Raw genomic sequence first — 21572 nt, 5'->3', positions numbered from 1 at the left:
GCCATGAAGGCCGCCCTCAAGCTCGGGTTGACCGGCGGCATCGGCAGCGGCAAGAGCACGGTGGCCGGCATGCTGGCCGAGCTCGGCGCCGCCGTGATCGATGCCGATGCGATTGCGCGCAGCGTGACGGCCGCGGGCGGCGGCGCCATCGTGCCGATTGCGGCCGAGTTCGGCAGCCACTTCATCACGGCGCAGGGCGCGATGGACCGCGACCGCATGCGCGAGCAGGCCTACGTCGACGCCACCGCCCGCCGCCGCCTGGAGGCCATCATCCACCCGCTGGTGGGGCGGGAAACCGCGCGCCAGGCCGAGGCCGCGCTGCAGGCCGGCCATCGCTGCCTGGTGTTCGACGTGCCCCTGCTGGTGGAATCCGGGCGCTGGCGGCAGCAGGTCGACCGCGTGCTGGTGGTGGACTGCGAGCCGGAAACCCAGATCCGCCGCGTGATGGAGCGCAGCGCACTGGCGCGCGATGCCGTGGAGCGCATCATCGCGGCCCAGGCCGGCCGCGCCCAGCGGCTGGCGGCCGCCGATGCCGTGATCTGTAACGAAGGCCTCTCATTCGCAAGTTTGCGTACCGAGGTGGGGCAGATCGCCCAATACTTCGGGCTATGATTGGGCCACTGGAACCAAGCAGCGTGATCCTGTACGAATACCCCTTCAACGAACGAATCCGTACCTACCTGCGCCTGGAGCACCTGTTCCGCCGCCTCGGCGAGCTGGTACCGCGGGACCACCCGCTCGATCACCACTATGCGCTGACCACGATGTTCGAGGTCATGGATGTCGCAGCCCGCGCCGACCTCAAATCCGACGTGCTCAAGGATCTGGAAAAGCAGAAGCATGTGCTCAACGGCTACCGCGGCAACCCGGCGATCGCCGAGGGCGTGCTCGACGGGGTGATCAGCCAGCTCGACGGCTGCTTCGCCGCGCTCAACGGCCAGCCGGGCAAGGCCGGCCAGTCGCTGACCGAGAACGACCTGCTCATGGGCATCCGCAGCCGCGCCGGCATTCCCGGCGGCACCTGCGAGTTCGACCTGCCGGCCTACTACGCCTGGCAGCACCGCGACGGCGCCAGCCGCCGCGCCGATCTGCAGCGCTGGGCCGGCTCCCTGGGGCCGCTGGCCGAGTCCGTGCATGTGCTGCTCAAGCTGCTGCGTGACTCCGGCGCGCCGCAGAAAGTCATGGCCAGCTCGGGCCAGTTCCAGCAGAACCTGCCGCAGGGCCGCAGCTTCCAGCTACTGCGCCTGCGCATCGACCCCACTCTCGGGCTGATTCCCGAGATCAGCGGCAACCGGCTGATGGTATCGGTACGCCTGATGCGCCACGAGGCCGACGAGCGGCTGCACCCGTGCAGCAACGACGCCTCCTTCGAACTGGCGCTGTGCTGAACCTGCCCTCCGTGCCGAGAGCCGCCATGTCCGAGCAAGCCGCCCCCAAGATCGTGCGCTGCCCCCAGTGCAGCGGCGACAGCGTCTACGCGCCCAGCAACCGCTTCCGCCCGTTCTGCTCGGAGCGCTGCAAGAACCTCGACCTCGGCGCCTGGGCCAGCGAAAACTTCCGCGTGCCCAGCGAGGCGCCGCCCGAAGACCTGCCGAACGGCCTTCCGCTCCAATAATTCAATAAAAATGGCCGGATGTCCGCGTCCCGCGGTCATTTCATGCTACAGAATGTGTAGCACCCTCGAACGCCCGCTCTAGCGCGAACCAGCGCAGCACCGGCACCGTGCCCGGCAGCACCGGCGCCACCGCGACCGGCAGCGCCTGCCAGGCACAGGTCTGGCCTTCGCGCATCTGCAGCTCGCCCGACCACTCGAACACCTTGCAGAAGTTCAGCCGCACCAGCGCATGGGGGTAGTCGACCAACTCCACTTTCCAGGGCTGGGCGGCGCCGATGGTGATGCCCAACTCTTCATGCAGCTCGCGGCGCAGCGCTTGCTCGACCGTCTCGCCGACCTCCAGCTTGCCGCCGGGAAACTCCCAGTAGCCCGCATAGACCTTGCCAGGCGGGCGCGAGGTCAGCAGGAAGTCGCCATTGGCCCGCACCAGCACGCCCACCGCCACGTCCGTCACGGGGCGGTCCGGGCCGCCTTCGCGCGGGCGGTCGGCATCGGCCACCAGAGGCGCTGCCGCGGTGCTCGGGCCGGCCCTCATCGCGCGTGCGTGCCTGCGTAGTCGCGCGCGAACTGGTAGGCCACGCGGCCGCTGCGCGAGCCGCGCTCCAGCGCCCAGACCAGGGCCTCGGCACGTGCCGCCTCGATCGCCGGCACCGCGACGCCGAAGGACGACAGCCATTGCGCGACGATGGTGAGGTACTCGTCCTGGCTGAACGGGTAGAAACTCACCCACAGGCCGAAGCGCTCGGACAGCGAGATCTTTTCCTCCACCACCTCGCCCGGGTGGATTTCCCCCTCGGCGGAGGTGGTGTAGGTCAGGTTGTCCTTCATGTGCTCGGGCAGCAGGTGGCGCCGGTTGCTGGTGGCATAAATCAGCACATTGGGCGTGGCCGCGGCCACCGAGCCGTCGAGGATGGACTTGAGCGCCTTGTAGCCGGGCTCGCCGTCCTCGAAGCTCAGGTCGTCGCAGAACACGATGAACTTCTCGGGGCGCGCGGACACGGTGTCCACGATGTCCGGCAGGTCGATCAGGTCGTCCTTGTCGACCTCGATCAGGCGCAGGCCCCGGGGCGCGTAGGCGTTGAGGCAGGCCTTGATCAGCGAGGACTTGCCGGTGCCGCGCGCGCCCGTCAGCAGCACGTTGTTGGCGGGTTTGCCCTCGACGAACTGCAGCGTGTTGCGCTGGATCTTCTCCTTCTGGCCGTCGATCTCCTTGAGGTCGTCCAGCCGCATCGCCGCCACATGGCGCACCGGCTCCAGCGCGCCGTGGCCGGACGAGCGCTTGCGGTAGCGCCAGGCGATGGACGCCTGCCAGTCGGGCGCCGACAGCGGCTGCGGCAGGATCGATTCGATGCGGCGGATCAGCTGTTCGGCGCGCTCGATCAGGTGTTCAAATTTCTCGTTCATCAGCGTCTACTTTCGGGGGCCACCGCGGAACCGGCTGTGCCGGGCCGCTGGTGGCGCCCCCTTTGAGGGGGAGGCGCCGCAGGCGCGTCGGGGGTGGTCAAGACCTGTAATCCGCGTTAATCGACACGTAGTCGTGGCTGAGGTCGCAGGTCCAGACCGTGTCGGCGGCCGTGCCGCGGCCCAGTGCCACGCGCACCGTGATCTCGCTTTGCTTCATCACGCGCTGGCCGTCTTCCTCGCGGTACGCGGGGTCGCGCCCGCCCTGCACGGCGACCCGCACGTCGTCCAGGTACAGGTCGATCTTCGTCTGGTCCAGGTCTGCGATGCCCGCATAGCCGACGGCCGCCAGGATGCGGCCGAGGTTCGGGTCGCTGGCGAAGAAGGCCGTCTTGACCAGCGGCGAATGCGCGATGGCATAGGCCACCTGGCGGCATTCTTCGCCGGTCCCGCCGCCTTCGACCTGGATCGCGATGAACTTGGTGGCGCCCTCGCCGTCGCGCACGATGGCCTGCGCCAGCTGCCGCGCGATCGCCAGCATGGCGGCCTTCAGGGCCTGGCCCTCGGCGCTGTCCAGCGAGGTGATAGGCGCATGGCGGGCCCGGTTGGTGGCGATCACCACGAACGAGTCGTTGGTGGAGGTGTCGCCGTCCACCGTGACGCGGTTGAACGAGCCGTCGGCCAGTTCCTTCGCCAGCTGCTGCATCACCGCCGGGGCCACCTGCGCGTCCGTGGCCATGAAGCCCAGCATGGTGGCCATGTTGGGGCGGATCATGCCGGCGCCCTTGCTGATGCCGGTGATGCTCACCGTCGCGCCGCCGATGGTGGCCTGCGCGCTGAAGGCCTTGGGCACGGTGTCGGTGGTCATGATGCCTTCGGCCGCGCGCAGCCAGTGGTCGGCGGCCGCGTCGGCCAGCGCCGCAGGCAGGCCGGCCTCGATGCGCTCATGCGGCAGCGGCTCCATGATCACGCCGGTGGAAAATGGCAGGATCTGCTCGGGCGCCAGCTCCAGCCGGCGCGCCAGCGCAATGCAGGTGGCGCGCGCGCGGACCAGTCCGTCCTCGCCGGTGCCGGCATTGGCATTGCCGGTGTTGATCACCATGGCGCGGATGCCGCGGCCCTGGGCCAGGTGTTCGCGGCAGACCTGGACCGGTGCGGCGCAGAAGCGGTTCTGCGTGAAGACGCCGGCCACCGAGGCGCCCTCGTCGATCAGCACGACGGTCAGGTCCTTGCGGTTGGCCTTGCGGATGCCAGCCTCGGCCACCCCGATGCGCACGCCGGGCACGGGATGGAGGTCGGAGGAACGGGGAGCGGACAGGTTGACGGGCATGGGGCGCTTTCAGAGACTGGGTCGATTATCCGAAAAAGTGGCGAACCAAAAGCAAAACGGGCCGCAGCCCGTCTTGCAACACAGGGGCCGCCTCAGGCGAGCCGGCCGTGGCAGAGCTTGTATTTCTTGCCGCTGCCGCAGGGGCAGGGATCGTTGCGGCCCACGCGCGGCAGGCCGGCGGCGGCTTGCTGGCGGCGCAGCGTTTCCTCGTCCACCGTGGTCTCGACTTCGCCGGTTTCCGTGGGCGCGCTGTAGGTCACGTTGGAGATCGCTTCGGCACGGTCTTCCATGGCCTCGGCCGCCTCGCCGAGCTGCTCGCTGGACTGCACACGCACCGTCATCAGCACCTTGGTGACGTCGTTCTTGACGGCATCGAGCAGCTGGCCGAACAGCTCGAAGGCCTCGCGCTTGTACTCCTGCTTGGGCTGCTTCTGCGCATAGCCGCGCAGGTGGATGCCCTGGCGCAGGTAGTCGAGCGAGCTCAGGTGGTCGCGCCAGTTGCTGTCGATGCTTTGCAGCAGCACGATGCGCTCGAACTGGGTGAAGTTCTCGCCGCCCACCTGCGCCACCTTGGCGGCGAACGCATCGTTGGCGGCCTGCAGCACCTTCTCCAGGATGTCCTCGTCGGTGATGGCGCTGGCGGCCTGCACGTCCTGCTGCAGCGGCAGCTCGATCTGCCATTCCTCGGCCAGCACCTTCTCCAGGCCCGCGAGGTTCCATTGCTCCTCGACCGACTCCACCGGCACGTACTGGCGCGTCAGGTCGGTGAAGCAGCCTTCGCGCAGCGAGGCGATCTGCGCCGCGAGGTCGGCGGCGTCCAGGATGTCGTTGCGCTGCTGGTAGATCACCTTGCGCTGGTCGTTCGACACGTCGTCGTATTCGAGCAGCTGCTTGCGGATGTCGAAGTTGCGGGCCTCGACCTTGCGCTGCGCGCTCTCGATGCTGCGCGTGACGATGCCGGCCTCGATGGCCTCGCCGTCGGGCATCTTCAGGCGCTCCATGATGGCCTTGACGCGGTCGCCCGCGAAGATGCGCATCAGCGGGTCGTCCAGGCTCAGGTAGAAGCGCGAGGAGCCCGGGTCGCCCTGGCGGCCCGAGCGGCCGCGCAGCTGGTTGTCGATGCGGCGCGACTCGTGGCGTTCGGTTGCGATGATGCGCAGGCCGCCCTGGGCCTTGACGAACTCATGGTCCTGGGTCCACTGCTCGCGCAGTTGCGCGATCTGCCGCTCCTTCGCCGCCGCTTCCATCGAAGCGTCGGCCTCCACCGCCTCGATGGCTTTTTCGACGTTGCCGCCGAGCACGATGTCGGTGCCGCGGCCCGCCATGTTGGTGGCGATGGTGATCATCTTCGGCCGGCCGGCCTGCGCCACGATGTCGGCTTCGCGCGCGTGCTGCTTGGCGTTCAGCACCTGGTGCGGCAGCTTTTCCTTGTCCAGCAGCGAGGAGATCAGCTCGGAATTCTCGATCGACGTGGTGCCCACCAGCACCGGCTGGCCACGCTCGTGGCACTCGCGGATGTCCTTGATCGCCGCCTCGTAGCGCTCGCGCGAGGTCTTGTAGACGCGGTCGAGCTGGTCGTCGCGCCGGCTCGGGCGGTTCGGCGGGATCACCACGGTTTCCAGGCCGTAGATCTCCTGGAATTCATAGGCCTCGGTGTCGGCCGTGCCGGTCATGCCGGCGAGCTTGCCGTACAGGCGGAAATAGTTCTGGAAAGTGATCGAGGCCAGCGTCTGGTTCTCGGCCTGGATCTGCACGCCTTCCTTGGCCTCCACGGCCTGGTGCAGGCCATCGCTCCAGCGGCGGCCCGACATCAGGCGGCCGGTGAACTCGTCGACGATGACGATCTCGCCCTCCTGCACCACGTAGTGCTGGTCGCGGTGGTACAGGTGGTTGGCCCGCAGCGCGGCGTACAGGTGGTGCACCAGGGTGATGTTGGCGGGGTCGTACAGCGTGGCGCCTTCGGGAATCAGGCCCTGGCTGAACAGGATGCGCTCGGCGTTCTCGTGGCCCTGTTCGGTCAGGAACACCTGGTGCGATTTCTCGTCCAGCGTGAAGTCGCCGGGCTTGGTGACGCCCTCGCCGGTGCGCGGGTCGGCCTCGCCTTCCTGGCGCGTGAGCAGCGGCACCACCCTGTTCATCGCGATGTACAGGTCGGTGTGGTCCTCGGCCTGGCCGCTGATGATCAGCGGCGTGCGGGCTTCGTCGATCAGGATCGAATCGACCTCGTCGACGATGGCGTAGTTCAGGCCGCGCTGCACGCGGTCGGCCACCTCGTAGACCATGTTGTCGCGCAGGTAGTCGAAGCCGTATTCGTTGTTGGTACCGTAGGTGATGTCGGCTTGGTAGGCGGCCTGCTTCTCTTCGCGCGGCATCTGCGGCAGGTTCACGCCCACCGTCAGGCCAAGAAAGTTGTACAGGCGGCCCATCCAGCGGGCGTCTCGGTTGGCCAGGTAGTCGTTCACAGTCACGACATGCACGCCCTTGCCCGTCAGCGCGTTCAGGTAGACCGGCAACGTAGCGGTGAGCGTCTTGCCCTCGCCGGTGCGCATTTCGGAAATCTTGCCGTTGTGCAGCGACATGCCGCCCAGCATCTGCACGTCGAAGTGGCGCATTTTCATGACGCGCTTGGAGCCCTCGCGCACGACGGCGAAGGCCTCCGGCAGGATGGCCTCCAGCGCCTCGCCGCCCGCCAGGCGGTCCTTGAACTCCTGCGTCTTCAGGCGCAGTTCGTCATCGCTCAGTTTTTCGAACTGCGGCTCCATCGCATTGATGCGGTCCACCGTCTTGCGGTACTGCTTGAGAAGCCGGTCGTTGCGGCTGCCGAAAATTTTGGTGAGGATGTTGGTGGCCATGAAAGCAAGACCGTACTGCCAGTCCCTCAGGGGCCGGCAGGGCAGCGCAATCCTTTATCTATCGGATGGAAATGAGGCTGAGGCAAACCAATGCAAGGGCACCGGGCTGTTGCAGCCAAGCTTTTGATTTTACCTTTGCCCGGGCGCGGCCGGCGCGGGCGCCATCGCCCTGGCCATTTGCGGCGCCGGCAGGTTCTCGCCGGCCGCCAGGAATTTCTGCGGGTCCTGCGGAACCCCCTGCACCAGCACCTCGAAATGCAGGTGCGGGCCGGTCGAGCGGCCCGTGGTGCCGACTTCGGCGATCTTCTGCCCGCGCTTGATGAGATCGCCCTTCTTGACCCAGACCTTCGAGGCATGGGCATAGCGAGTGATCAGGTCGTTGCCGTGGTCGATCTCCACCATGTTGCCGTAGGCGGGGTGGAACTCCTGCGTCGCCACCACGCCGCCGGCGGCCGCCAGGATCGAGGTGCCGGGTTCCGCCTGGAAATCCAGCCCGGTGTGCAGGGCCGAGCGGCCGGTGAACGGGTCGATGCGCCAGCCGAACGACGAGCCCAGCTGCCCCAGCGAGACGGGCTTTTGCGTCGGCACCATCATCTTGCGCACCTTCTGGTCGAACAGGCGCGACTCCACCACGGTCATCAGATCGACCCGCTGGTCGGTCAACTGCTCCAGGTCGGCCAGCGTGGCCTGCAGCTCTTCCATGCTGAGCGGCCGGCCCGACACCAGGGCGCCGCCGCGCCCGGGCACCCGCTTGATCTCGCTGGGAACCACGCCCGCCAGCCCGGAGACGCGCTCTCCCAGCGCTTCTAGCTGGACCATCTTGGCCTGCATCTCGCCCAGCTTCTTCGCCATGACGTCAAGGTTCTCGCGCATGAAGCGGTCGCGCTGCTCGAATTCGTCCTTCACCACGAGCTTGACGAGGGTGCCGATCACGGGCCAGCCTTCGCGCGCGCCCTTGAGAAAGACCCAGTGGTACAGGCCGGCGGCCACCATCATCAGCGCCAGCGACAGGCCCAGGCCGGCCAGCACCAGTTTGGTGCCGCTCAGGTGTACGGCGTGGCTCCTGGCAAGCCACGCATCCGTGATAATCAAGTGCACTTTGCTGACCCCTCAACGATCTTTGACCCCAGCCATGAACCGCCGCCATCATCCGGTCACACTGCACCAGGCGGCGCAGGACTCGCCGACGCTGGCGAGACTGGCCGAACTGGTGCGGGAGTCCAGCGAGCGCCTCAAGGCTGTTGAATTGTTGATCCCTGCCACGCTGCGGCCCACCGTGCAGGCCGGCCCGATCGAGGGGGCGGCCTGGTGTCTGCTGGTGGACAACAACGCTGCGGCCGCGAAACTGAGGCAGGTGCTTCCTGCTCTTCAATCCCATTTGCGCAGCCGGGGGTGGGAGGTTACCTCAATCCGGCTGAAGGTTCAAATCGCCCCGAAATATTGAGGTTGGTGCCGATTGTCCGAATCGAACGGACGACCTACCGCTTACAAGGCGGTTGCTCTACCAACTGAGCTAAATCGGCGGTGCCGGCATTCTAGCGGCGCGCGGCAGGCCTCGCGCCAGGCCGCCCTATTTCACCCGCTTGAGAGAGGGGCGCGCGCCGGCGGCGGGAGGACGCGGCGGCTCGGGATCGTCCGGGGTGGCGCCGGCCGGCGGGGCTTCCCCTGGCACCAGCTGCACCACCCGCGGCTCCGCCTCCGGCACGCTGGCCAGCGGCGACGCCTTGGGCGCCTCGTCGCCGGTGGCCGCGGGCACCGGCACGGGAAACGCCATGCCCTGCCCGTTCTCCCGGGCATAGATGGCGATCACGCGGCTGACCGGGACCATGATCTCGCGCGCCGTGCCGGCAAAGCGCGCCTTGAACTCGATGAACTCGTTGCCCAGCTTGAGCGAGCTGGTCGCGTCGAAGCTGATGTTGAGCACGATCTCGCCGTTCTTCACGTACTCGCGCGGCACCTGCACCGTGTCGTCCGCCAGCACGGCCACGTAGGGCGTGAAGCCGTTGTCGGTGCACCATTCGTACAGCGCCCGGATCAGGTACGGGCGCGTGGACGTGGATTCCAGGGCATTCATCATGGACAGGGTCCGCAGCTCATCAGTGACGGCTGGCAGCCCCAGGCAGCGCCCCCTCGGGAAGCAGCGCTGCGCACGGAGCGGCCGGCGAGAGAACCATCTTACTTGCGCATGACCTTTTCGGACGGCGTCAGCGCCTCGATGTAGGCCGGGCGCGAGAAGATGCGCTCGGCGTACTTGAGCAGCGGCGCCGCGTTCTTGGACAGGTCGATGCCGTAGTAGTCCAGGCGCCACAGCAGCGGCGCGATGGCCACGTCGAGCATCGAGAAGTTGTCGCCCAGCATGTACTTGTTCTTGAGGAACACGGGTGCGAGCTGCGTCAGGCGGTCGCGGATGTGCGAGCGGGCTTTTTCCAGCGCCTTCTCGTTGCTCTTGGCAGCGCGCGATTCCAGCGTGCTGACGTGCACGAACAGTTCCTTCTCGAAATTGAGCAGGAACAGGCGCACGCGGGCGCGGTCCACCGGGTCGCCGGGCATCAGCTGCGGATGCGGGAAGCGCTCGTCGATGTACTCGTTGATGATGTTCGACTCGTACAGGATCAGGTCGCGTTCGACCAGGATCGGCACCTGGCCGTACGGGTTCATGACATTGATGTCTTCCGGCTTGTTGTACAGGTCGACGTCACGGATCTCGAAGTCCATGCCCTTCTCGAACAGCACGAAGCGGCAGCGGTGGGAAAACGGGCAGGTGGTTCCTGAATACAGCACCATCATGGCGGAGGCTCCTAAAAATCAAAAGAGTGGAACGTGCTGGCACGCCCACTCTGCAAACTCAGGCCACAGTATCACGTGCGGCCCCTGAGCGTCGGGTACGGGTTACTTGACGTTTTTCCAGTAGGCGGCATTGAGGCGCCAGGCAATCACGGTGAACACCCCCAGGAACAGCAGCACCCAGACGCCCACCCGCACGCGGGTGTTCTGCGCGGGCTCGCCCATCCATTGCAGGTAGCTCACGAGGTCGCCGACGGCCTGCTCGTACTGCAGCGGCGACAGGGTTCCCGGCGTCACCTGCTCCCAGCCCTTGAAGACCTTCATTTCGTGGCCGTGCTCTTCCTTCACCTCGAACACCGGCTTGCGCTCACCCTGCAGCTCCCACAGCACGTTCGGCATGCCGACGCTGGGGAACGCCAGGTTGTTCCAGCCCGTGGCCTTGCTGCCGTCGCGGTAGTAGGTGCGCAGGTAGGTGTACAGGTAGTCGGCACCGGTGCCGCCGTGGCCCGAGCGCGAACGCGCGATCACGGTGAGGTCGGGCGGGTTGGCGCCGAACCAGTCCTTGGCCTGCTTCGGGTCGATCGCGGCCTTCATGGTCTCGCCGACCTTGTCGGTGGTGAACAGCAGGTTGTCCTTGATCTGCTGGTCGGTCAGGCCGATGTCCTTCAGGCGGTTGAAGCGCATGAAGGCGGCCGAGTGGCAGTTCAGGCAGTAGTTGACGAACAGCTTGGCGCCATTTTGCAGCGCGGCCAGGTCGTTGGTCTTGTTGGGCGCCTTGTCCCAGGCGATGCTGTCGCCTTCGGAGGCCTGCGCGCCCACGGCGAAGCCCAGGGCGACGATCAACGTGAGGATGAGTTTCTTCATTGTTGTTATCTCCAGCTTAGTGCGCAGCGAAGGTCACGCGGTCCGGCACCGGCTTGGTCTGGCCCTGGCGGCTCCACCACGGCATCAGCAGGAAGAAGCCGAAGTAGAACAGCGTTCCCACTTGCGACACGCGCTCGCCCACCGGCGACGGCGGCTGCACGCCCAGGTAGGCCAGCACTACGAAGTTGACCACGAAGACGGCGTACAGGTACTTGTGCCAGCTCGGACGGTAGCGGATCGACTTCACCGGGCTGTGGTCCAGCCAGGGCAGGAAGAACAGGATGATGACGGCGCCGCCCATGGTCACCACGCCCCAGAACTTGGCGTCGATGGACAGCATCATGGCGACGACCGCCACCGCCACCACGGCGATGCCGCCCTTGACCAGGCTCGGCAGCCGGGCCTTGAGCACGCCGAAGCCGGCACCGGCCACCACGCAGGCGATCAGCGCATACATCATCTCGCTGGTGATGGCGCGCAGCATGGAATAGAACGGCGTGAAGTACCAGACCGGCGCGATGTGCGAAGGCGTCTTCAGCGGGTCGGCCGGGATGAAGTTGTTGTACTCCAGGAAGTAGCCGCCGAACTCGGGCGCGAAGAAGATGATGGCGGTGAAGACCATCAGGAACACGCTGACGCCGAAGATGTCGTGCACCGTGTAGTAGGGGTGGAACGGGATGCCGTCCAGCGGGTGGCCGTGGGCGTCCTTCGGGGCCTTGGGGCCCTTGATCTCGACGCCGTCGGGGTTGTTGGAGCCGACTTCGTGCAGCGCGATGATGTGCGCGGCCACCAGGCCCAGCAGCACCAGCGGCACGGCGATCACGTGGAAGCTGAAGAAGCGGTTCAGCGTGGCGTCGGACACCACGTAGTCGCCGCGGATCAGCAGCGCCAGGTCGGGGCCGACGAAGGGAATCGCGGAGAACAGGTTCACGATCACCTGGGCGCCCCAGTAGGACATCTGGCCCCAGGGCAGCAGGTAGCCCATGAAGGCCTCGGCCATCAGGCACAGGAAGATCGCGCAGCCGAAGATCCAGACCAGCTCGCGCGGCTTGCGGTAGGAGCCGTAGAGCAGGCCGCGGAACATGTGCAGGTAGACCACCACGAAGAACGCCGAGGCGCCGGTGGAGTGCATGTAGCGGATCAGCCAGCCCCAGGGCACGTCGCGCATGATGTACTCGACCGAGGCGAAGGCCAGCGTCGCATCGGGCTTGTAGTGCATCACCAGGAAGATGCCGGTGACGATCTGGATCACCAGCACCAGCAGGGCCAGCGAGCCGAAGATGTACCAGAAGTTGAAGTTCTTCGGCGCGTAGTACTCGCTCATGTGCTCTTTGTAGAGCTTGGAGGCGGGGAAGCGGTTGTCGACCCAGTTCATCAGCTTGGCGGAAGCCGTGGCGTTGGGGGAGATGTCCTTGAATTCAGCCATGTTCGTCGTCCTCAAGCCTTCTTGTCTTCGCCGATCAGCAACCGGGTGTCCGACAGATACATGTGCGGCGGCACTTCGAGGTTGTCGGGCGCGGGCTTGTTCTTGAACACGCGGCCGGCCAGGTCGAAGGTGGAGCCGTGGCAGGGGCACAGGAAGCCGCCTTGCCAGTCATTGGGGAGCGAGGGCTGCGGGCCGGGGGCGAGCCGGTCGCTGGGCGAGCAGCCCAGGTGCGTGCAGATGCCCACCACCACCAGCACGTCGGGCTTGATGGAGCGGGTTTCGTTGCGCGCGTAGACCGGGGTGAATTCGTCGGGATGGCGCTTGGACTGCGGATCGGCCAGCTCGCCGTCGAGCTTGGGCAGCTCGGCGACCTGCTCGGGCGTGCGTTTGAGGATCCAGACCGGCTTGCCCCGCCATTCGACGGTCATCTTCTCACCGGGCTTGAGGGCGGAGATGTCCGCTTCGACAGCCGCTCCGGCGGCCTTGGCCTTCTCGGAAGGCTCGAAACTACTCACGAAGGGAACGGCGGTCGCCACGCCGCCCACTGCACCGGCGCAGGTGGACGCGATCAGCCACGTCCGCTTGCTGGTGTCGACTGGGGTGTCACTCATGGGGGTCCTCAAGAACGTCGCTTATTAGGGTCAACCCGCGATTGTAGCTGACCGCCCTGCGTGAATTCAACGCCCCCCGGCGCGCTTGACAGCCCGATTTTGTAGGGAATACTTCAACCCCCCGACAACCAGGAGTGATCAGCATGGGCATGATGAAGGAATTCAAGGAATTTGCCGTCAAGGGCAATGTCATCGATCTCGCCGTCGGCGTGATCATCGGCGGCGCCTTCGGCAAGATCGTCGATTCGGTGGTCGGCGACCTCATCATGCCGCTGGTCGGGGCGGTCATCGGCAAGCTCGACTTCTCCAACCTGTTCCTGGTGCTGGGCAACGTGCCGCCGGGCACGGCCACGACGCTGGACGCGCTGAAGAAAGCCGGCGTCCCGGTCTTCGCCTACGGCAACTTCATCACGGTGGCGGTCAATTTCGCGATCCTGGCGTTCATCATCTTCCTCATGGTCAAGCAGATCAACCGGCTCAAGCGCTCGGAACCGGCGCCCGCGCCCGCCCCGGCCGCGCCGCCCGAGGACATCGTGCTGCTGCGCGAGATCCGCGACAGCCTGAAGAAGTAAACCCGGGCGCTACAGTTTTCATAGCTACCGAGGTCCGCCCCACCTGGACCTCGGCCCGATTTCACTCGGAAACACCGGCGCCGAGCCGGCGCGCCATGCGGATCGCCTCGAGCAGGCTGGACGCATCGGCCCGCCCGGTGCCCGCGATGTCGAAGGCCGTGCCATGGTCGGGACTGGTGCGCACCAGCGGCAGGCCCAGCGTGACGTTCACGCCCTGCTCCACGCCGAGGTATTTCACGGGAATCAGCCCCTGGTCGTGGTACATCGCCACCACCACGTCGAACTCGCCGCGGCGCGCCCGCATGAAGATCGTGTCGGGCGCAAACGGGCCGCTGACCGCCAGGCCGTCGGCCTGCGCCGCACGCACGGCCGGCAGGATGGTGTCGATCTCCTCGCGGCCGAACAGCCCGCCCTCGCCCGCATGCGGATTCAGGCCGGCGACGCCGATGCGCGGCGGGCGCTGTAGCGCCGTCCCCACAGATTCGTGCGTAATGCGCAGAGTCTGCAAGACATTGTCGAAGGTCACGGCCTCGATCGCCTCGCGCAGCGACACGTGAATGCTCACCAGCACGGTGCGCAGTTCGTCGTTGGCCAGCATCATGCGCACCGGCACCTCGGCCACGGGCCGCCCCAGGAACGCCGCCGCCTCGGCCTGCAGCAGCTCGGTGTGACCCGGAAACGGCACGCCGGCGGCAGCCAGCGCCTCCTTGTGCAGGGGCGCGGTCACCAGCGCCGCCACCTCGCCGCGCAGGGCGGCGCGCGCGGCCCAGGTGACGCAGTCGGCCGCGATCCGGCCGGCCAGGGCGCTCACCTGCCCAAGTGGAACGGGCGCCGCCGGCGCCGCAATCTGCAGCACCGGGAGGCAGCGCGGCGGCATCTGCAGCGCCTCGGCGGCGGCGCCGATCAGCGCCACCGGCAGCTCCGCCCGGCCCGGCCCGCCGATGAACCGCACGGCCCGGCGCAGCGTGGCTAGGTCGCCGGCCACGAAGCAGTCCCGCATCAGCCCGGGCGCGTCGCGGAAGGCCTTGGCGATGATTTCCGGGCCGATGCCCGCCGGGTCGCCCAGGGTGATGGCGATGGGCCGGCGCTCCGGCCGGCCGGGGGGCGGGACGGCGCCGTCCCGGGAGGGGCTGGCGGCGCGGCTCATGCGGGGTTGTCGATGTCGATGAACTGGTGCTCCAGCCCGAACTGCGCCGCCATCTGCGCGGCCACCGCCGGTGCGCCGTAGCGCTCGCTGGCGTGGTGGCCGCAGGCCAGGAAGGCCACACCGCTTTCGCGCGCGTAGTGCGCCTGCGGCTCGGAAATCTCGCCGGTGATGAAGGCCTGGGCGCCGGCGGCGATCGCCGCCTCGAAGTAGCCTTGCGCGCCACCGCTGCACCACGCTATATTTTTAATAGCACCCGATGACCCGCCGACAAGGACATTGGGGCGATTCAATGCCTTTTCGAGGTGCTCGGCCAGGTGCGTGGCGCTGGCGAAGGCGCCGCCGTCGGCGCGCCCGCCCAGAAAGCCCAGGTCCTGCTCGCCGAAGCGCGCCTCGGCCTGCAGCCCGAGCCGCAGCCCCAGCTGCGCGTTGTTGCCCAGCACGGGGTGCGCGTCCAGCGGCAGGTGGTAGGCGAACAGGTTGATGTCATGACCCAGCAGCAAGGCCAGGCGCTGCTTCATCCAGCCGGTCACGCGCCCGTCCTGGCCGCGCCAGAACAGGCCGTGGTGCACGAACACGGCGTCGGCCCGGGCGGCGATGGCGGCCTCGATCAGCGCGCGGCTGGCGGTCACGCCCGAGACGATCCTGCGGATCTCCGGGCGCCCCTCGACCTGCAGGCCGTTGGGGCCGTAGTCCTTGAAGCGCGCGGGCTGCAGCAGCTCGTCCAGCGCGAGCGAGAGTTCGTGGCGGGTCGTCGTCATGCGCCCTATTGTCGGTCAGCCGCAGCGGCAATTGAGGGAGAATGGGCGATGCCCCGGCGCCTGGTGCGCCGCGGCCTGTTCCCCGCGACGACCCAAGAAGATTGCATACCGCACCATGAAGCGACTCTGGCTCCTGTTCTCCCAAGCCGTGACCCTCCTGCTGGCCGCCTACTTTGTCGTGGCCACGCTCAAGCCCGGCTGGCTCGACCGGCGCCCGTCGCTGGCCGGCGCGGTGGCGCTGATCGAAGCGCCCGCCCCCTCCTCCCCCGCGGCCCCGGTCCAGGGCAGCCTGAGCGCCGCCGCCAAGAAGGCGGCGCCCGCGGTGGTCAGCATCAACACCAGCAAGGCGGCCGAGAAGAATCCGCGCAGCAACGATCCCTGGTTCCGGTTCTTCTTCGGCGACCGCGGTAACGAGCCCCAGGCGGGCCTGGGCAGCGGGGTGATCGTCAGCCCCAACGGCTACATCCTCACCAACAACCATGTGGTCGAGGGCGCGGACGAGATCGAGGTGATCCTCAACGACAGCCGCCGCGCCAAGGCCAAGGTGATCGGCACCGACCCGGACACCGACCTCGCAATCCTGAAGGTCGAACTCGACAAGCTGCCCGTCATCGTGCTGGGCAACTCCGATGCGCTGCAGGTGGGTGACCAGGTGCTGGCCATCGGCAACCCGTTCGGCGTCGGCCAGACCGTCACCGGCGGCATCGTCAGCGCGCTGGGCCGCAACCAGCTCGGCATCAACACCTTCGAGAACTTCATCCAGACCGACGCCGCCATCAACCCCGGCAATTCGGGCGGCGCGCTGGTCGACGTGAACGGCAACCTGCTGGGCATCAACACCGCGATCTACTCGCGCTCGGGTGGCAGCATGGGCATCGGCTTCGCGATTCCTGTGTCCACCGCCAAGCAGGTGCTCGAGAGCATCGTGCGCGACGGCCAGGTCACGCGCGGCTGGATCGGCGTGGAGCCCAACGACCTCTCGCCCGAGCTGGCCGAGACCTTCGGCGTCAAGGCGCGCCAGGGCGTCATCATCACCGGCGTGCTGCAGAACGGCCCCGCCGCGCAGGCCGGCATCCGGCCGGGCGACGTGATCGTCAATGTGGCGGGCCGGCCCATCACCAACGTGTCCGAGCTGCTGACCAGCGTGGCCGCCCTCAAGCCGGGCACGGCCGCCAAGTTCAGCGTGCTGCGCCACGACGACAAGGTCGAGCTCGACGTGACGCCCGGCCTGCGGCCCAGGCCGCGCACCGCGCCGCCGCGCTGAGAGCGGCGGGCCGGCCGGCGGGCCCGTGCCTCGAAAAGCCATACAAAAGACCACAAAAGACACCAATCCCGTGTCTTTTTGTCGGCGGACTAGAATCATTGGCTTTCCTCCCCAGAGTTTCCAGAGGTTTTCGCAGTGAATCAATTCAAGTTCAAATCCCCGTTGCTCACCCTGCTGGCCGCCGCCTCGCTGGCCACCGCCGCCCAGGCCGCCGACATCAAGATCGGCGTGGCCGAAGCCCTGTCGGGCGGTGCCGCCCAGTACGGCGCAGCCATCCGCAACGGCTTCCAGATGGCGGCCGACGAGATCAACGCCGCCGGCGGCGTCAACGGCAACAAGCTGGAACTGGTGATCGAGGACGAGCAGGGCAAGAAGGAAGAAGCCATCAACGTCTTCAAGAAACTGATCTTCCAGGACAAGGTGCTGATGGTGTTCGGCCCCACGCTGTCCAACTCGGCCCAGGCCGCCGACCCGATCGCCCAGGCCGGCAAGACCGTGGCCTTCGGCACCTCCAACACCGCCGACGGCATCACCTCGATCGGCGACTACGTGTTCCGCAACTCCGTGACCGAAGCCGACGTGCTGCCCGAGACCATCAAGATGGCGGTCAAGAAGTCGAACGTGAAGAAGGTCGCCGTGCTCTACGGCAATGACGACGTGTTCACCAAGAGCGGCTACGACAACTTCAAGAAGGCGCTGGAAGACCTGAAGATCCCGGTCACTGCCACCGAAACCTTCGCCAAGGGCGACGTCGACTTCAAGGCCCAGCTCACCAAGATCAAGGCCGGCAACCCCGACGCCATCGTGCTGTCGGCCCTGCTGGCCGAAGGCGCGCCCATCATGGTGCAGGCCCGCCAGCTCGGCATCAACGTGCCCTTCATCGGCGGCAACGGCATGAACTCGGTCAAGATCTTCGACCTGGCCAAGGACAAGGCCGAAGGCCTGTACGTCGGCAGCCCCTGGTCGTCGAGCAACAGCACGCCGGAGAACAGCAAGTTCGTCAAGGCCTACAACGACAAGTTCAAGACCCAGCCCGACCAGTTCGCCGCCCAGGCCTATGACGCGATGCACATCGCGGCCCAGGCCATCAAGCAGGTCAAGCTCTCGGGCAACCTGGCCGCCGACCGCAGCGCGCTGCGCGACGCCCTGCCCAACGTGAAATGGACCGGCGCCACGGGCGCCTTCCAGTTCCGCCGCGCCATGGACAAGGCCGGCAAGCCCGCCGGCTACGACGCGCAGCAGCTGCCCATCGTCAGCGTGACCAAGGGCGGCCAGTTCGTGATCGAGAAGTAAGCTCGCCCCAGGCTGCGCGCACGGCGTGCCGCTTCGCCTCCCCCTGGCGGGAGGCAACATCCGCCCAGCCGGCCAGGCCGGCTGCGCGGTGTTTCCCGAAGCAGCGTGGAGCCTAGGAGAATGAGGTGGCGCGGAGGTCCGCGCCGCCTTTTTGTTTTTTTGCCGGGAACCCTATCGTGCTGGAACAGCAGCTAGTCAATGCCTTGTCGCTCGGGTGCGTGTACGCCCTGTTCGCGCTCGGCTTCACCCTCATCTTCGGCGTCCTGGGCGTCATCAACCTGTCGCACGGCGCCGTGTTCATGGTGGGCGCGTATGCGGCCGTGCAGGCCATCGCCCGCTTCGACCTGCCGCTGTGGGCGGCGCTGCTGTTCGCCTTCGCCTTCAGCGGCCTGGTCGGCATGGTGATCGACTTCCTGGTGCTGCGGCCGCTGCGCGCGCGCAACGCACCGCACCTGATCCCGATGATCGCCACCATCGGCGTGGCCATCATCCTGAACAACGGCGTGCAGGGCATCTTCGGCGCGGAAAACCTGCGCTTCCCGTCCGGCGTCGTGTCGACCGATGCGCTCGATCTCGGCGGCATCCACCTGACCGCGCTGGAGCTGGGCATCATCCTGCTGTCCTTCGCGCTGATGGCGGTGCTGATGTTCGCGCTCAAGAAGACGCAGCTCGGCCGCGCGCTGCGCGCCATCGCCGAATCGCCCAAGGCCGCCTACCTGCTGGGCATCAACGTCGAGCAGCTGTTCTTCCTGACCTCGTTCGCGGCCGCCGGCCTGGGGGGCGTGGCGGGCGTGCTGATCGGGCTGTACTCGAACGCCCTGTTCCCGCTCATGGGCCAGCCCATGCTGCACAAGGGCATCGCGGTCATCATCCTGGGCGGCATGGGCGACATCCGCGGCGCCATGCTGGGCGGCCTGTTCCTGGGCTTTGCCGAGGTGCTGTCGGTGGCCTACATCGGCTCCAACATGCGCGACGCGGTGGCCTTCGGCCTGCTGTTCCTGATCCTGCTGGTGCGGCCCAAGGGGCTGTTCGGCACGCTGCAGGAACGCAAAGTCTGACGCCCGAACGACGAAGAACAACATGGAATGGTTCGATAACTTCTGGTCGGTCTACAGCAACCTGGTGCTCACGCTGGGCACCAATGCGCTGCTGGCCCTGTCCATCTACCTCACGCTGTCCTGCGGCATGCTGGCCATGGCCAATGCCGCCTTCATGGGGCTAGGTGCCTACACCTCGGCCCTGCTCACCATGAATGCCGGCGCGCCCTTCCCGGTGGCCCTGGCCGGCGGCATGGCGGCCCCGGCGGTGATGGCCTTCATCATCGGCAAGCCCACGCTGCGCCTGTCGGGCGTGTACCTCGCCATGGCCACGCTCGGCTTCGGCGAGGTGGTGCGCATCGCGCTGCTGAACGCCGAGGGCTGGACCGGCGGCGCCCTGGGCCTCAACGGCATCCCGCAGCTCACGCAGTGGTGGCATGTGGCGCTGGCCGTGGTGCTGACGCTGGCCGTGCTCTGGCGCCTGCGCCGCTCCAAGGTGGGACGCTCCTTCGAAGCCATCAAGGAGGACGAGACCGCGGCCGGCCTGATGGGCATCAACGTGGGTGCCAGCAAGATGCTGGCCTTCGTGCTGGGCGCCGTGATCGCCGGGCTGGCCGGCGCGCTCAACGCCCACCTGACTTTCTTCATCGGCCCCAACGAGTTCGGCTTCGACCGCGGCGTGGACATCCTGACCATGACCATCCTGGGCGGCATCAACGGCCTGACCGGCCCGGTGCTGGGCAGCGCCATCCTCACGGTGCTGCCGGAGCTGCTGCGCTCGTTCAAGGATTTCCGGCTGGTGGTCAACGGCTTCATCCTGGTCGCCATCGTGCTGTTCCTGCCCAAGGGCATCTGGGACCCCGCGCAGCTGCGCCGCTGGTTCGGCCTGGGTGCGAAGAAGGAGCGCGCATGAGCGGCATGCTGCAATTGAACGCCGTGTCGCGGCACTTCGGCGGCCTGCAGGTGCTGCAGGGCGTGGACCTCGACATTCCGCAGGGCGGCATCTTCGGCCTGATCGGCCCCAACGGCGCCGGCAAGACCACCGTGTTCAACCTGATCACCGGCCTGCTGCCCGTCACGGGCGGCCGCATCAGCTTCGACGGCCGGGATCTGGCCGGCCTCAAGCCGCACGAGATCACCCGCCTGGGGCTGGCGCGCACCTTCCAGAACATCCGCATCTTCAAGGAGATGTCGCTGCTGGAAAACGTGATGGTGGGCATGCATGCGCACCTCAACTACGGCGCGGCCGGCCTGCTGCTGTCGCTGGGCGGTTTCCGCGCCGAGGAAAAGCGCGCGCGCGACCGCGCGCGCGAGCTGCTGTCGTGGGTCAAGCTCGACCACAAGGCGCACGACGCTGCCGACAACCTGTCCTACGGCGACCAGCGCAAGCTGGAACTGGCGCGCGCGCTCGCCACCGATCCGCGGTTGCTGCTGCTGGACGAGCCCGTGGCCGGCATGAACAGTACCGAGAAGACGGAGCTGATGCACGAGATCGAGAACATCCAGCGCCGCGGCTACACCATCTTCATGATCGAGCACGACATGCGCTTCGTGATGGGCCTGTGCGAGCAGATCGCCGTGCTGAATTTCGGCCGCATCATCGCCCAGGGCAACGCCGAGCAGATCAAGAACGATCCGCAAGTGATCGAGGCCTACCTGGGCCGGGAAGAAGACGAAGCCACGGCCGACGAAGAAGGAGCCGCCGCATGACCGCCGCCGCCACACCGCTGCTCCAGGTCAACGGCCTGAAGGTCAGCTATGGCCATATCGAAGCCGTCAAGGGCATCGACTTCGAGCTGCACGAAGGCCAGATCACCACGCTGGTCGGCGCCAACGGCGCCGGCAAGTCCACCACCCTGCTGGCGCTCTCGGGCCTGACCAAAAAGGCGGCCGGCAGCGTGCGCTTTGCCGGCGAAGACATCGGCGCCCTGGCACCGCACAAGATCGTCTCGCGCGGCGTGGTGCAGGTGGCCGAGGGCCGCGCCACGCTGACCACCCTGACCGTGCGCGAGAACCTGGAACTGGGCGCCTACACGCGCAAGGACCGGGGCAGCCGGGCGCGCGACCTGGACTACGTCTACAGCCTGTTCCCGCGCCTGAAGGAGCGCGCCGACGGCCTGGCGGGCAACCTGTCGGGCGGCGAACAGCAGATGCTGGCGATCGGCCGCGCGCTGATGGCCAAGCCCCGCCTGCTGCTGCTGGACGAACCCTCCATGGGCCTGGCGCCCATCATCGTGCAGGACATCTTCCGCACGCTGCGCGAGATCAACAAGGCCGGCCTCACCATCTTCCTGGTGGAGCAGAACGTGCGGCAGGCGCTCAAGATCGCCGACCGCGGCTACGTGCTGGAAACCGGGAAAATCGTGATGGCGGACAGCGGGCGCGCCCTGCTGGGCAACCCCAAGGTGCAGGACGCCTACCTGGGGGGCTGACGGCCGACCCGGCAGCGCCGCCGGGGCCGGATTGGCCACCAAAACACCCCGAGGTCCAGGCCCGGCGGTTCTTTCGCGCTATGGAATCAGGAGCAGCCCCGAGCCGCGGCCGGCCTCGTCGATTGCTTCGGATTTGATAGCGGGAAACGACCGTCCCGCCTGGACGTTGCCGTGAAAAGACCGGAA

The 21572-nt window shown here is 67.2% G+C and carries 23 protein-coding genes and 1 tRNA gene; 11 read left to right on the top strand and 13 right to left on the bottom strand.

Annotated features, from left to right (window positions below):
• Nucleotides 1-3 precede the first annotated feature (3 nt).
• The 3 genes from coaE to MMF98_RS17670 are packed head-to-tail and all read left to right on the top strand — an operon-like array spanning nt 4 to nt 1615.
• Nucleotides 4-612, top strand: a complete 609-nt coding sequence (gene coaE / locus MMF98_RS17680) for a dephospho-CoA kinase (RefSeq protein WP_243308072.1) — start codon at nt 4-6, stop codon at nt 610-612.
• Nucleotides 613-635: 23 nt separating this feature from the next.
• Complete coding sequence (gene zapD / locus MMF98_RS17675) at nt 636-1388, top strand: cell division protein ZapD (protein WP_243308071.1); 753 nt, start codon at nt 636-638, stop codon at nt 1386-1388.
• 26 nt (nt 1389-1414) lie between these two features.
• Nucleotides 1415-1615, top strand: a complete 201-nt coding sequence (locus MMF98_RS17670) for a DNA gyrase inhibitor YacG (RefSeq protein WP_243308070.1) — start codon at nt 1415-1417, stop codon at nt 1613-1615.
• 40 nt (nt 1616-1655) lie between these two features.
• Here MMF98_RS17670 and MMF98_RS17665 read toward each other — a convergent pair whose 3' ends face one another.
• From MMF98_RS17665 to MMF98_RS17645, 5 genes are all read right to left on the bottom strand, one after another.
• Nucleotides 1656-2150 carry an NUDIX domain-containing protein gene (locus tag MMF98_RS17665; RefSeq protein ID WP_243308069.1) on the bottom strand — a complete coding sequence of 165 codons (495 nt, stop codon included), beginning with the start codon at nt 2148-2150 and terminating at the stop codon, nt 1656-1658.
• The gene (locus MMF98_RS17660; RefSeq protein WP_243308068.1) at nt 2147-3019 is read right to left on the bottom strand and encodes an ATP-binding protein; all 873 of its coding nucleotides are present in this window, start codon (nt 3017-3019) and stop codon (nt 2147-2149) included. Before MMF98_RS17660 ends, MMF98_RS17665 begins: the two co-directional genes overlap by 4 nt.
• 97 nt (nt 3020-3116) lie before the next feature.
• Nucleotides 3117-4346, bottom strand: a complete 1230-nt coding sequence (argJ, locus tag MMF98_RS17655) for a bifunctional glutamate N-acetyltransferase/amino-acid acetyltransferase ArgJ (RefSeq protein ID WP_243308067.1) — start codon at nt 4344-4346, stop codon at nt 3117-3119.
• 92 nt (nt 4347-4438) lie between these two features.
• On the bottom strand, nt 4439-7198 hold the full coding sequence (gene secA, locus MMF98_RS17650) for a preprotein translocase subunit SecA (RefSeq protein WP_243308066.1): 2760 nt from the start codon (nt 7196-7198) through the stop codon (nt 4439-4441).
• 129 nt (nt 7199-7327) lie between these two features.
• Nucleotides 7328-8296, bottom strand: a complete 969-nt coding sequence (locus MMF98_RS17645; protein ID WP_243308065.1) for a M23 family metallopeptidase — start codon at nt 8294-8296, stop codon at nt 7328-7330.
• 34 nt (nt 8297-8330) lie between these two features.
• Between MMF98_RS17645 and MMF98_RS17640 the strand changes: the two genes are divergently transcribed.
• Nucleotides 8331-8642, top strand: a complete 312-nt coding sequence (locus MMF98_RS17640; RefSeq protein WP_243308064.1) for a hypothetical protein — start codon at nt 8331-8333, stop codon at nt 8640-8642.
• A gap of 3 nt (nt 8643-8645) precedes the next feature.
• Here the strand turns inward: MMF98_RS17640 and MMF98_RS17635 are convergent.
• The 6 genes from MMF98_RS17635 to petA all read right to left on the bottom strand — a co-directional run bounded on the left by MMF98_RS17635 (nt 8646) and on the right by petA (nt 12883).
• Nucleotides 8646-8721 (bottom strand) — tRNA-Thr (locus MMF98_RS17635).
• A 47-nt stretch (nt 8722-8768) separates the two neighbouring features.
• Nucleotides 8769-9275, bottom strand: coding sequence for a ClpXP protease specificity-enhancing factor (locus MMF98_RS17630; RefSeq protein WP_243308063.1), 507 nt, complete (start codon nt 9273-9275; stop codon nt 8769-8771).
• Nucleotides 9276-9373: 98 nt separating this feature from the next.
• Nucleotides 9374-9985, bottom strand: coding sequence for a glutathione S-transferase N-terminal domain-containing protein (locus MMF98_RS17625; RefSeq protein WP_243308061.1), 612 nt, complete (start codon nt 9983-9985; stop codon nt 9374-9376).
• A gap of 102 nt (nt 9986-10087) precedes the next feature.
• The gene (locus MMF98_RS17620) at nt 10088-10846 is read right to left on the bottom strand and encodes a cytochrome c1 (RefSeq protein ID WP_243308060.1); all 759 of its coding nucleotides are present in this window, start codon (nt 10844-10846) and stop codon (nt 10088-10090) included.
• A gap of 16 nt (nt 10847-10862) precedes the next feature.
• Nucleotides 10863-12272: a cytochrome b gene (locus MMF98_RS17615; RefSeq protein WP_243308058.1), complete on the bottom strand. Its 1410-nt coding sequence runs from the start codon at nt 12270-12272 to the stop codon at nt 10863-10865.
• Between the two features lie 11 nt (nt 12273-12283).
• On the bottom strand, nt 12284-12883 hold the full coding sequence (gene petA / locus MMF98_RS17610) for a ubiquinol-cytochrome c reductase iron-sulfur subunit (RefSeq protein ID WP_243308057.1): 600 nt from the start codon (nt 12881-12883) through the stop codon (nt 12284-12286).
• Nucleotides 12884-13026: 143 nt separating this feature from the next.
• Here petA and mscL point away from each other — a divergent pair, with 143 nt between their 5' ends.
• Nucleotides 13027-13455, top strand: a complete 429-nt coding sequence (gene mscL, locus MMF98_RS17605; protein WP_243308056.1) for a large conductance mechanosensitive channel protein MscL — start codon at nt 13027-13029, stop codon at nt 13453-13455.
• Nucleotides 13456-13516: 61 nt separating this feature from the next.
• On the opposite strand, the gene pdxA is transcribed toward mscL, so the two are convergent.
• Together pdxA and MMF98_RS17595 are read right to left on the bottom strand one after the other, a co-directional pair.
• A complete protein-coding gene (pdxA, locus tag MMF98_RS17600) occupies nt 13517-14602 on the bottom strand; it encodes a 4-hydroxythreonine-4-phosphate dehydrogenase PdxA (RefSeq protein ID WP_243308055.1) in 1086 nt (361 codons plus the stop codon).
• Entirely contained in the window at nt 14599-15360 is a 762-nt protein-coding gene (locus MMF98_RS17595) for a Nif3-like dinuclear metal center hexameric protein (protein ID WP_243308054.1), read from the bottom strand. The genes pdxA and MMF98_RS17595 overlap by 4 nt, the downstream gene beginning before the upstream one ends.
• 115 nt (nt 15361-15475) lie before the next feature.
• On the opposite strand from MMF98_RS17595, the gene MMF98_RS17590 reads away from it, so the two are divergent.
• The 6 genes from MMF98_RS17590 to MMF98_RS17565 all read left to right on the top strand — a co-directional run bounded on the left by MMF98_RS17590 (nt 15476) and on the right by MMF98_RS17565 (nt 21386).
• Nucleotides 15476-16624 (top strand): S1C family serine protease, encoded by a 1149-nt coding sequence (locus MMF98_RS17590; protein WP_243308053.1) that lies wholly within the window; start codon nt 15476-15478, stop codon nt 16622-16624.
• A gap of 135 nt (nt 16625-16759) precedes the next feature.
• Complete coding sequence (locus MMF98_RS17585; RefSeq protein ID WP_423837644.1) at nt 16760-17917, top strand: ABC transporter substrate-binding protein; 1158 nt, start codon at nt 16760-16762, stop codon at nt 17915-17917.
• A gap of 176 nt (nt 17918-18093) precedes the next feature.
• The gene (locus tag MMF98_RS17580; RefSeq protein WP_243308052.1) at nt 18094-18975 is read left to right on the top strand and encodes a branched-chain amino acid ABC transporter permease; all 882 of its coding nucleotides are present in this window, start codon (nt 18094-18096) and stop codon (nt 18973-18975) included.
• A gap of 22 nt (nt 18976-18997) precedes the next feature.
• On the top strand, nt 18998-19867 hold the full coding sequence (locus tag MMF98_RS17575) for a branched-chain amino acid ABC transporter permease (RefSeq protein WP_243308051.1): 870 nt from the start codon (nt 18998-19000) through the stop codon (nt 19865-19867).
• 5 nt (nt 19868-19872) lie between these two features.
• On the top strand, nt 19873-20664 hold the full coding sequence (locus MMF98_RS17570; RefSeq protein ID WP_243308668.1) for an ABC transporter ATP-binding protein: 792 nt from the start codon (nt 19873-19875) through the stop codon (nt 20662-20664).
• Nucleotides 20661-21386, top strand: coding sequence for an ABC transporter ATP-binding protein (locus MMF98_RS17565; RefSeq protein WP_243308048.1), 726 nt, complete (start codon nt 20661-20663; stop codon nt 21384-21386). The genes MMF98_RS17570 and MMF98_RS17565 overlap by 4 nt, the downstream gene beginning before the upstream one ends.
• Nucleotides 21387-21572 lie beyond the last annotated feature (186 nt).

The sequence above is a fragment of the Variovorax terrae genome (assembly GCF_022809125.1).
Taxonomy (GTDB): Bacteria; Pseudomonadota; Gammaproteobacteria; order Burkholderiales; family Burkholderiaceae_C; genus Variovorax_A; species Variovorax_A terrae.
The sequence above is the reverse complement of the archived record's forward strand: the minus strand, read 5'-3'. Positions and strand labels throughout refer to the sequence as shown.

What these genes read in the sequence shown, in the direction of transcription:
- coaE (WP_243308072.1), top strand. Translation starts at nt 4, where the DNA reads ATGAAGGCCGCCCTCAAGCTCGGGTTGACCGGCGGCATCGGCAGCGGC.
- MMF98_RS17670 (WP_243308070.1), top strand. Translation starts at nt 1,415, where the DNA reads ATGTCCGAGCAAGCCGCCCCCAAGATCGTGCGCTGCCCCCAGTGCAGC.
- MMF98_RS17665 (WP_243308069.1), bottom strand. Translation starts at nt 2,150, where the DNA reads ATGAGGGCCGGCCCGAGCACCGCGGCAGCGCCTCTGGTGGCCGATGCC.
- MMF98_RS17660 (WP_243308068.1), bottom strand. Translation starts at nt 3,019, where the DNA reads ATGAACGAGAAATTTGAACACCTGATCGAGCGCGCCGAACAGCTGATC.
- argJ (WP_243308067.1), bottom strand. Translation starts at nt 4,346, where the DNA reads ATGCCCGTCAACCTGTCCGCTCCCCGTTCCTCCGACCTCCATCCCGTG.
- secA (WP_243308066.1), bottom strand. Translation starts at nt 7,198, where the DNA reads ATGGCCACCAACATCCTCACCAAAATTTTCGGCAGCCGCAACGACCGG.
- MMF98_RS17640 (WP_243308064.1), top strand. Translation starts at nt 8,331, where the DNA reads ATGAACCGCCGCCATCATCCGGTCACACTGCACCAGGCGGCGCAGGAC.
- MMF98_RS17630 (WP_243308063.1), bottom strand. Translation starts at nt 9,275, where the DNA reads ATGATGAATGCCCTGGAATCCACGTCCACGCGCCCGTACCTGATCCGG.
- MMF98_RS17625 (WP_243308061.1), bottom strand. Translation starts at nt 9,985, where the DNA reads ATGATGGTGCTGTATTCAGGAACCACCTGCCCGTTTTCCCACCGCTGC.
- MMF98_RS17620 (WP_243308060.1), bottom strand. Translation starts at nt 10,846, where the DNA reads ATGAAGAAACTCATCCTCACGTTGATCGTCGCCCTGGGCTTCGCCGTG.
- MMF98_RS17615 (WP_243308058.1), bottom strand. Translation starts at nt 12,272, where the DNA reads ATGGCTGAATTCAAGGACATCTCCCCCAACGCCACGGCTTCCGCCAAG.
- petA (WP_243308057.1), bottom strand. Translation starts at nt 12,883, where the DNA reads ATGAGTGACACCCCAGTCGACACCAGCAAGCGGACGTGGCTGATCGCG.
- mscL (WP_243308056.1), top strand. Translation starts at nt 13,027, where the DNA reads ATGGGCATGATGAAGGAATTCAAGGAATTTGCCGTCAAGGGCAATGTC.
- pdxA (WP_243308055.1), bottom strand. Translation starts at nt 14,602, where the DNA reads ATGAGCCGCGCCGCCAGCCCCTCCCGGGACGGCGCCGTCCCGCCCCCC.
- MMF98_RS17595 (WP_243308054.1), bottom strand. Translation starts at nt 15,360, where the DNA reads ATGACGACGACCCGCCACGAACTCTCGCTCGCGCTGGACGAGCTGCTG.
- MMF98_RS17590 (WP_243308053.1), top strand. Translation starts at nt 15,476, where the DNA reads ATGAAGCGACTCTGGCTCCTGTTCTCCCAAGCCGTGACCCTCCTGCTG.
- MMF98_RS17575 (WP_243308051.1), top strand. Translation starts at nt 18,998, where the DNA reads ATGGAATGGTTCGATAACTTCTGGTCGGTCTACAGCAACCTGGTGCTC.
- MMF98_RS17570 (WP_243308668.1), top strand. Translation starts at nt 19,873, where the DNA reads ATGCTGCAATTGAACGCCGTGTCGCGGCACTTCGGCGGCCTGCAGGTG.
- MMF98_RS17565 (WP_243308048.1), top strand. Translation starts at nt 20,661, where the DNA reads ATGACCGCCGCCGCCACACCGCTGCTCCAGGTCAACGGCCTGAAGGTC.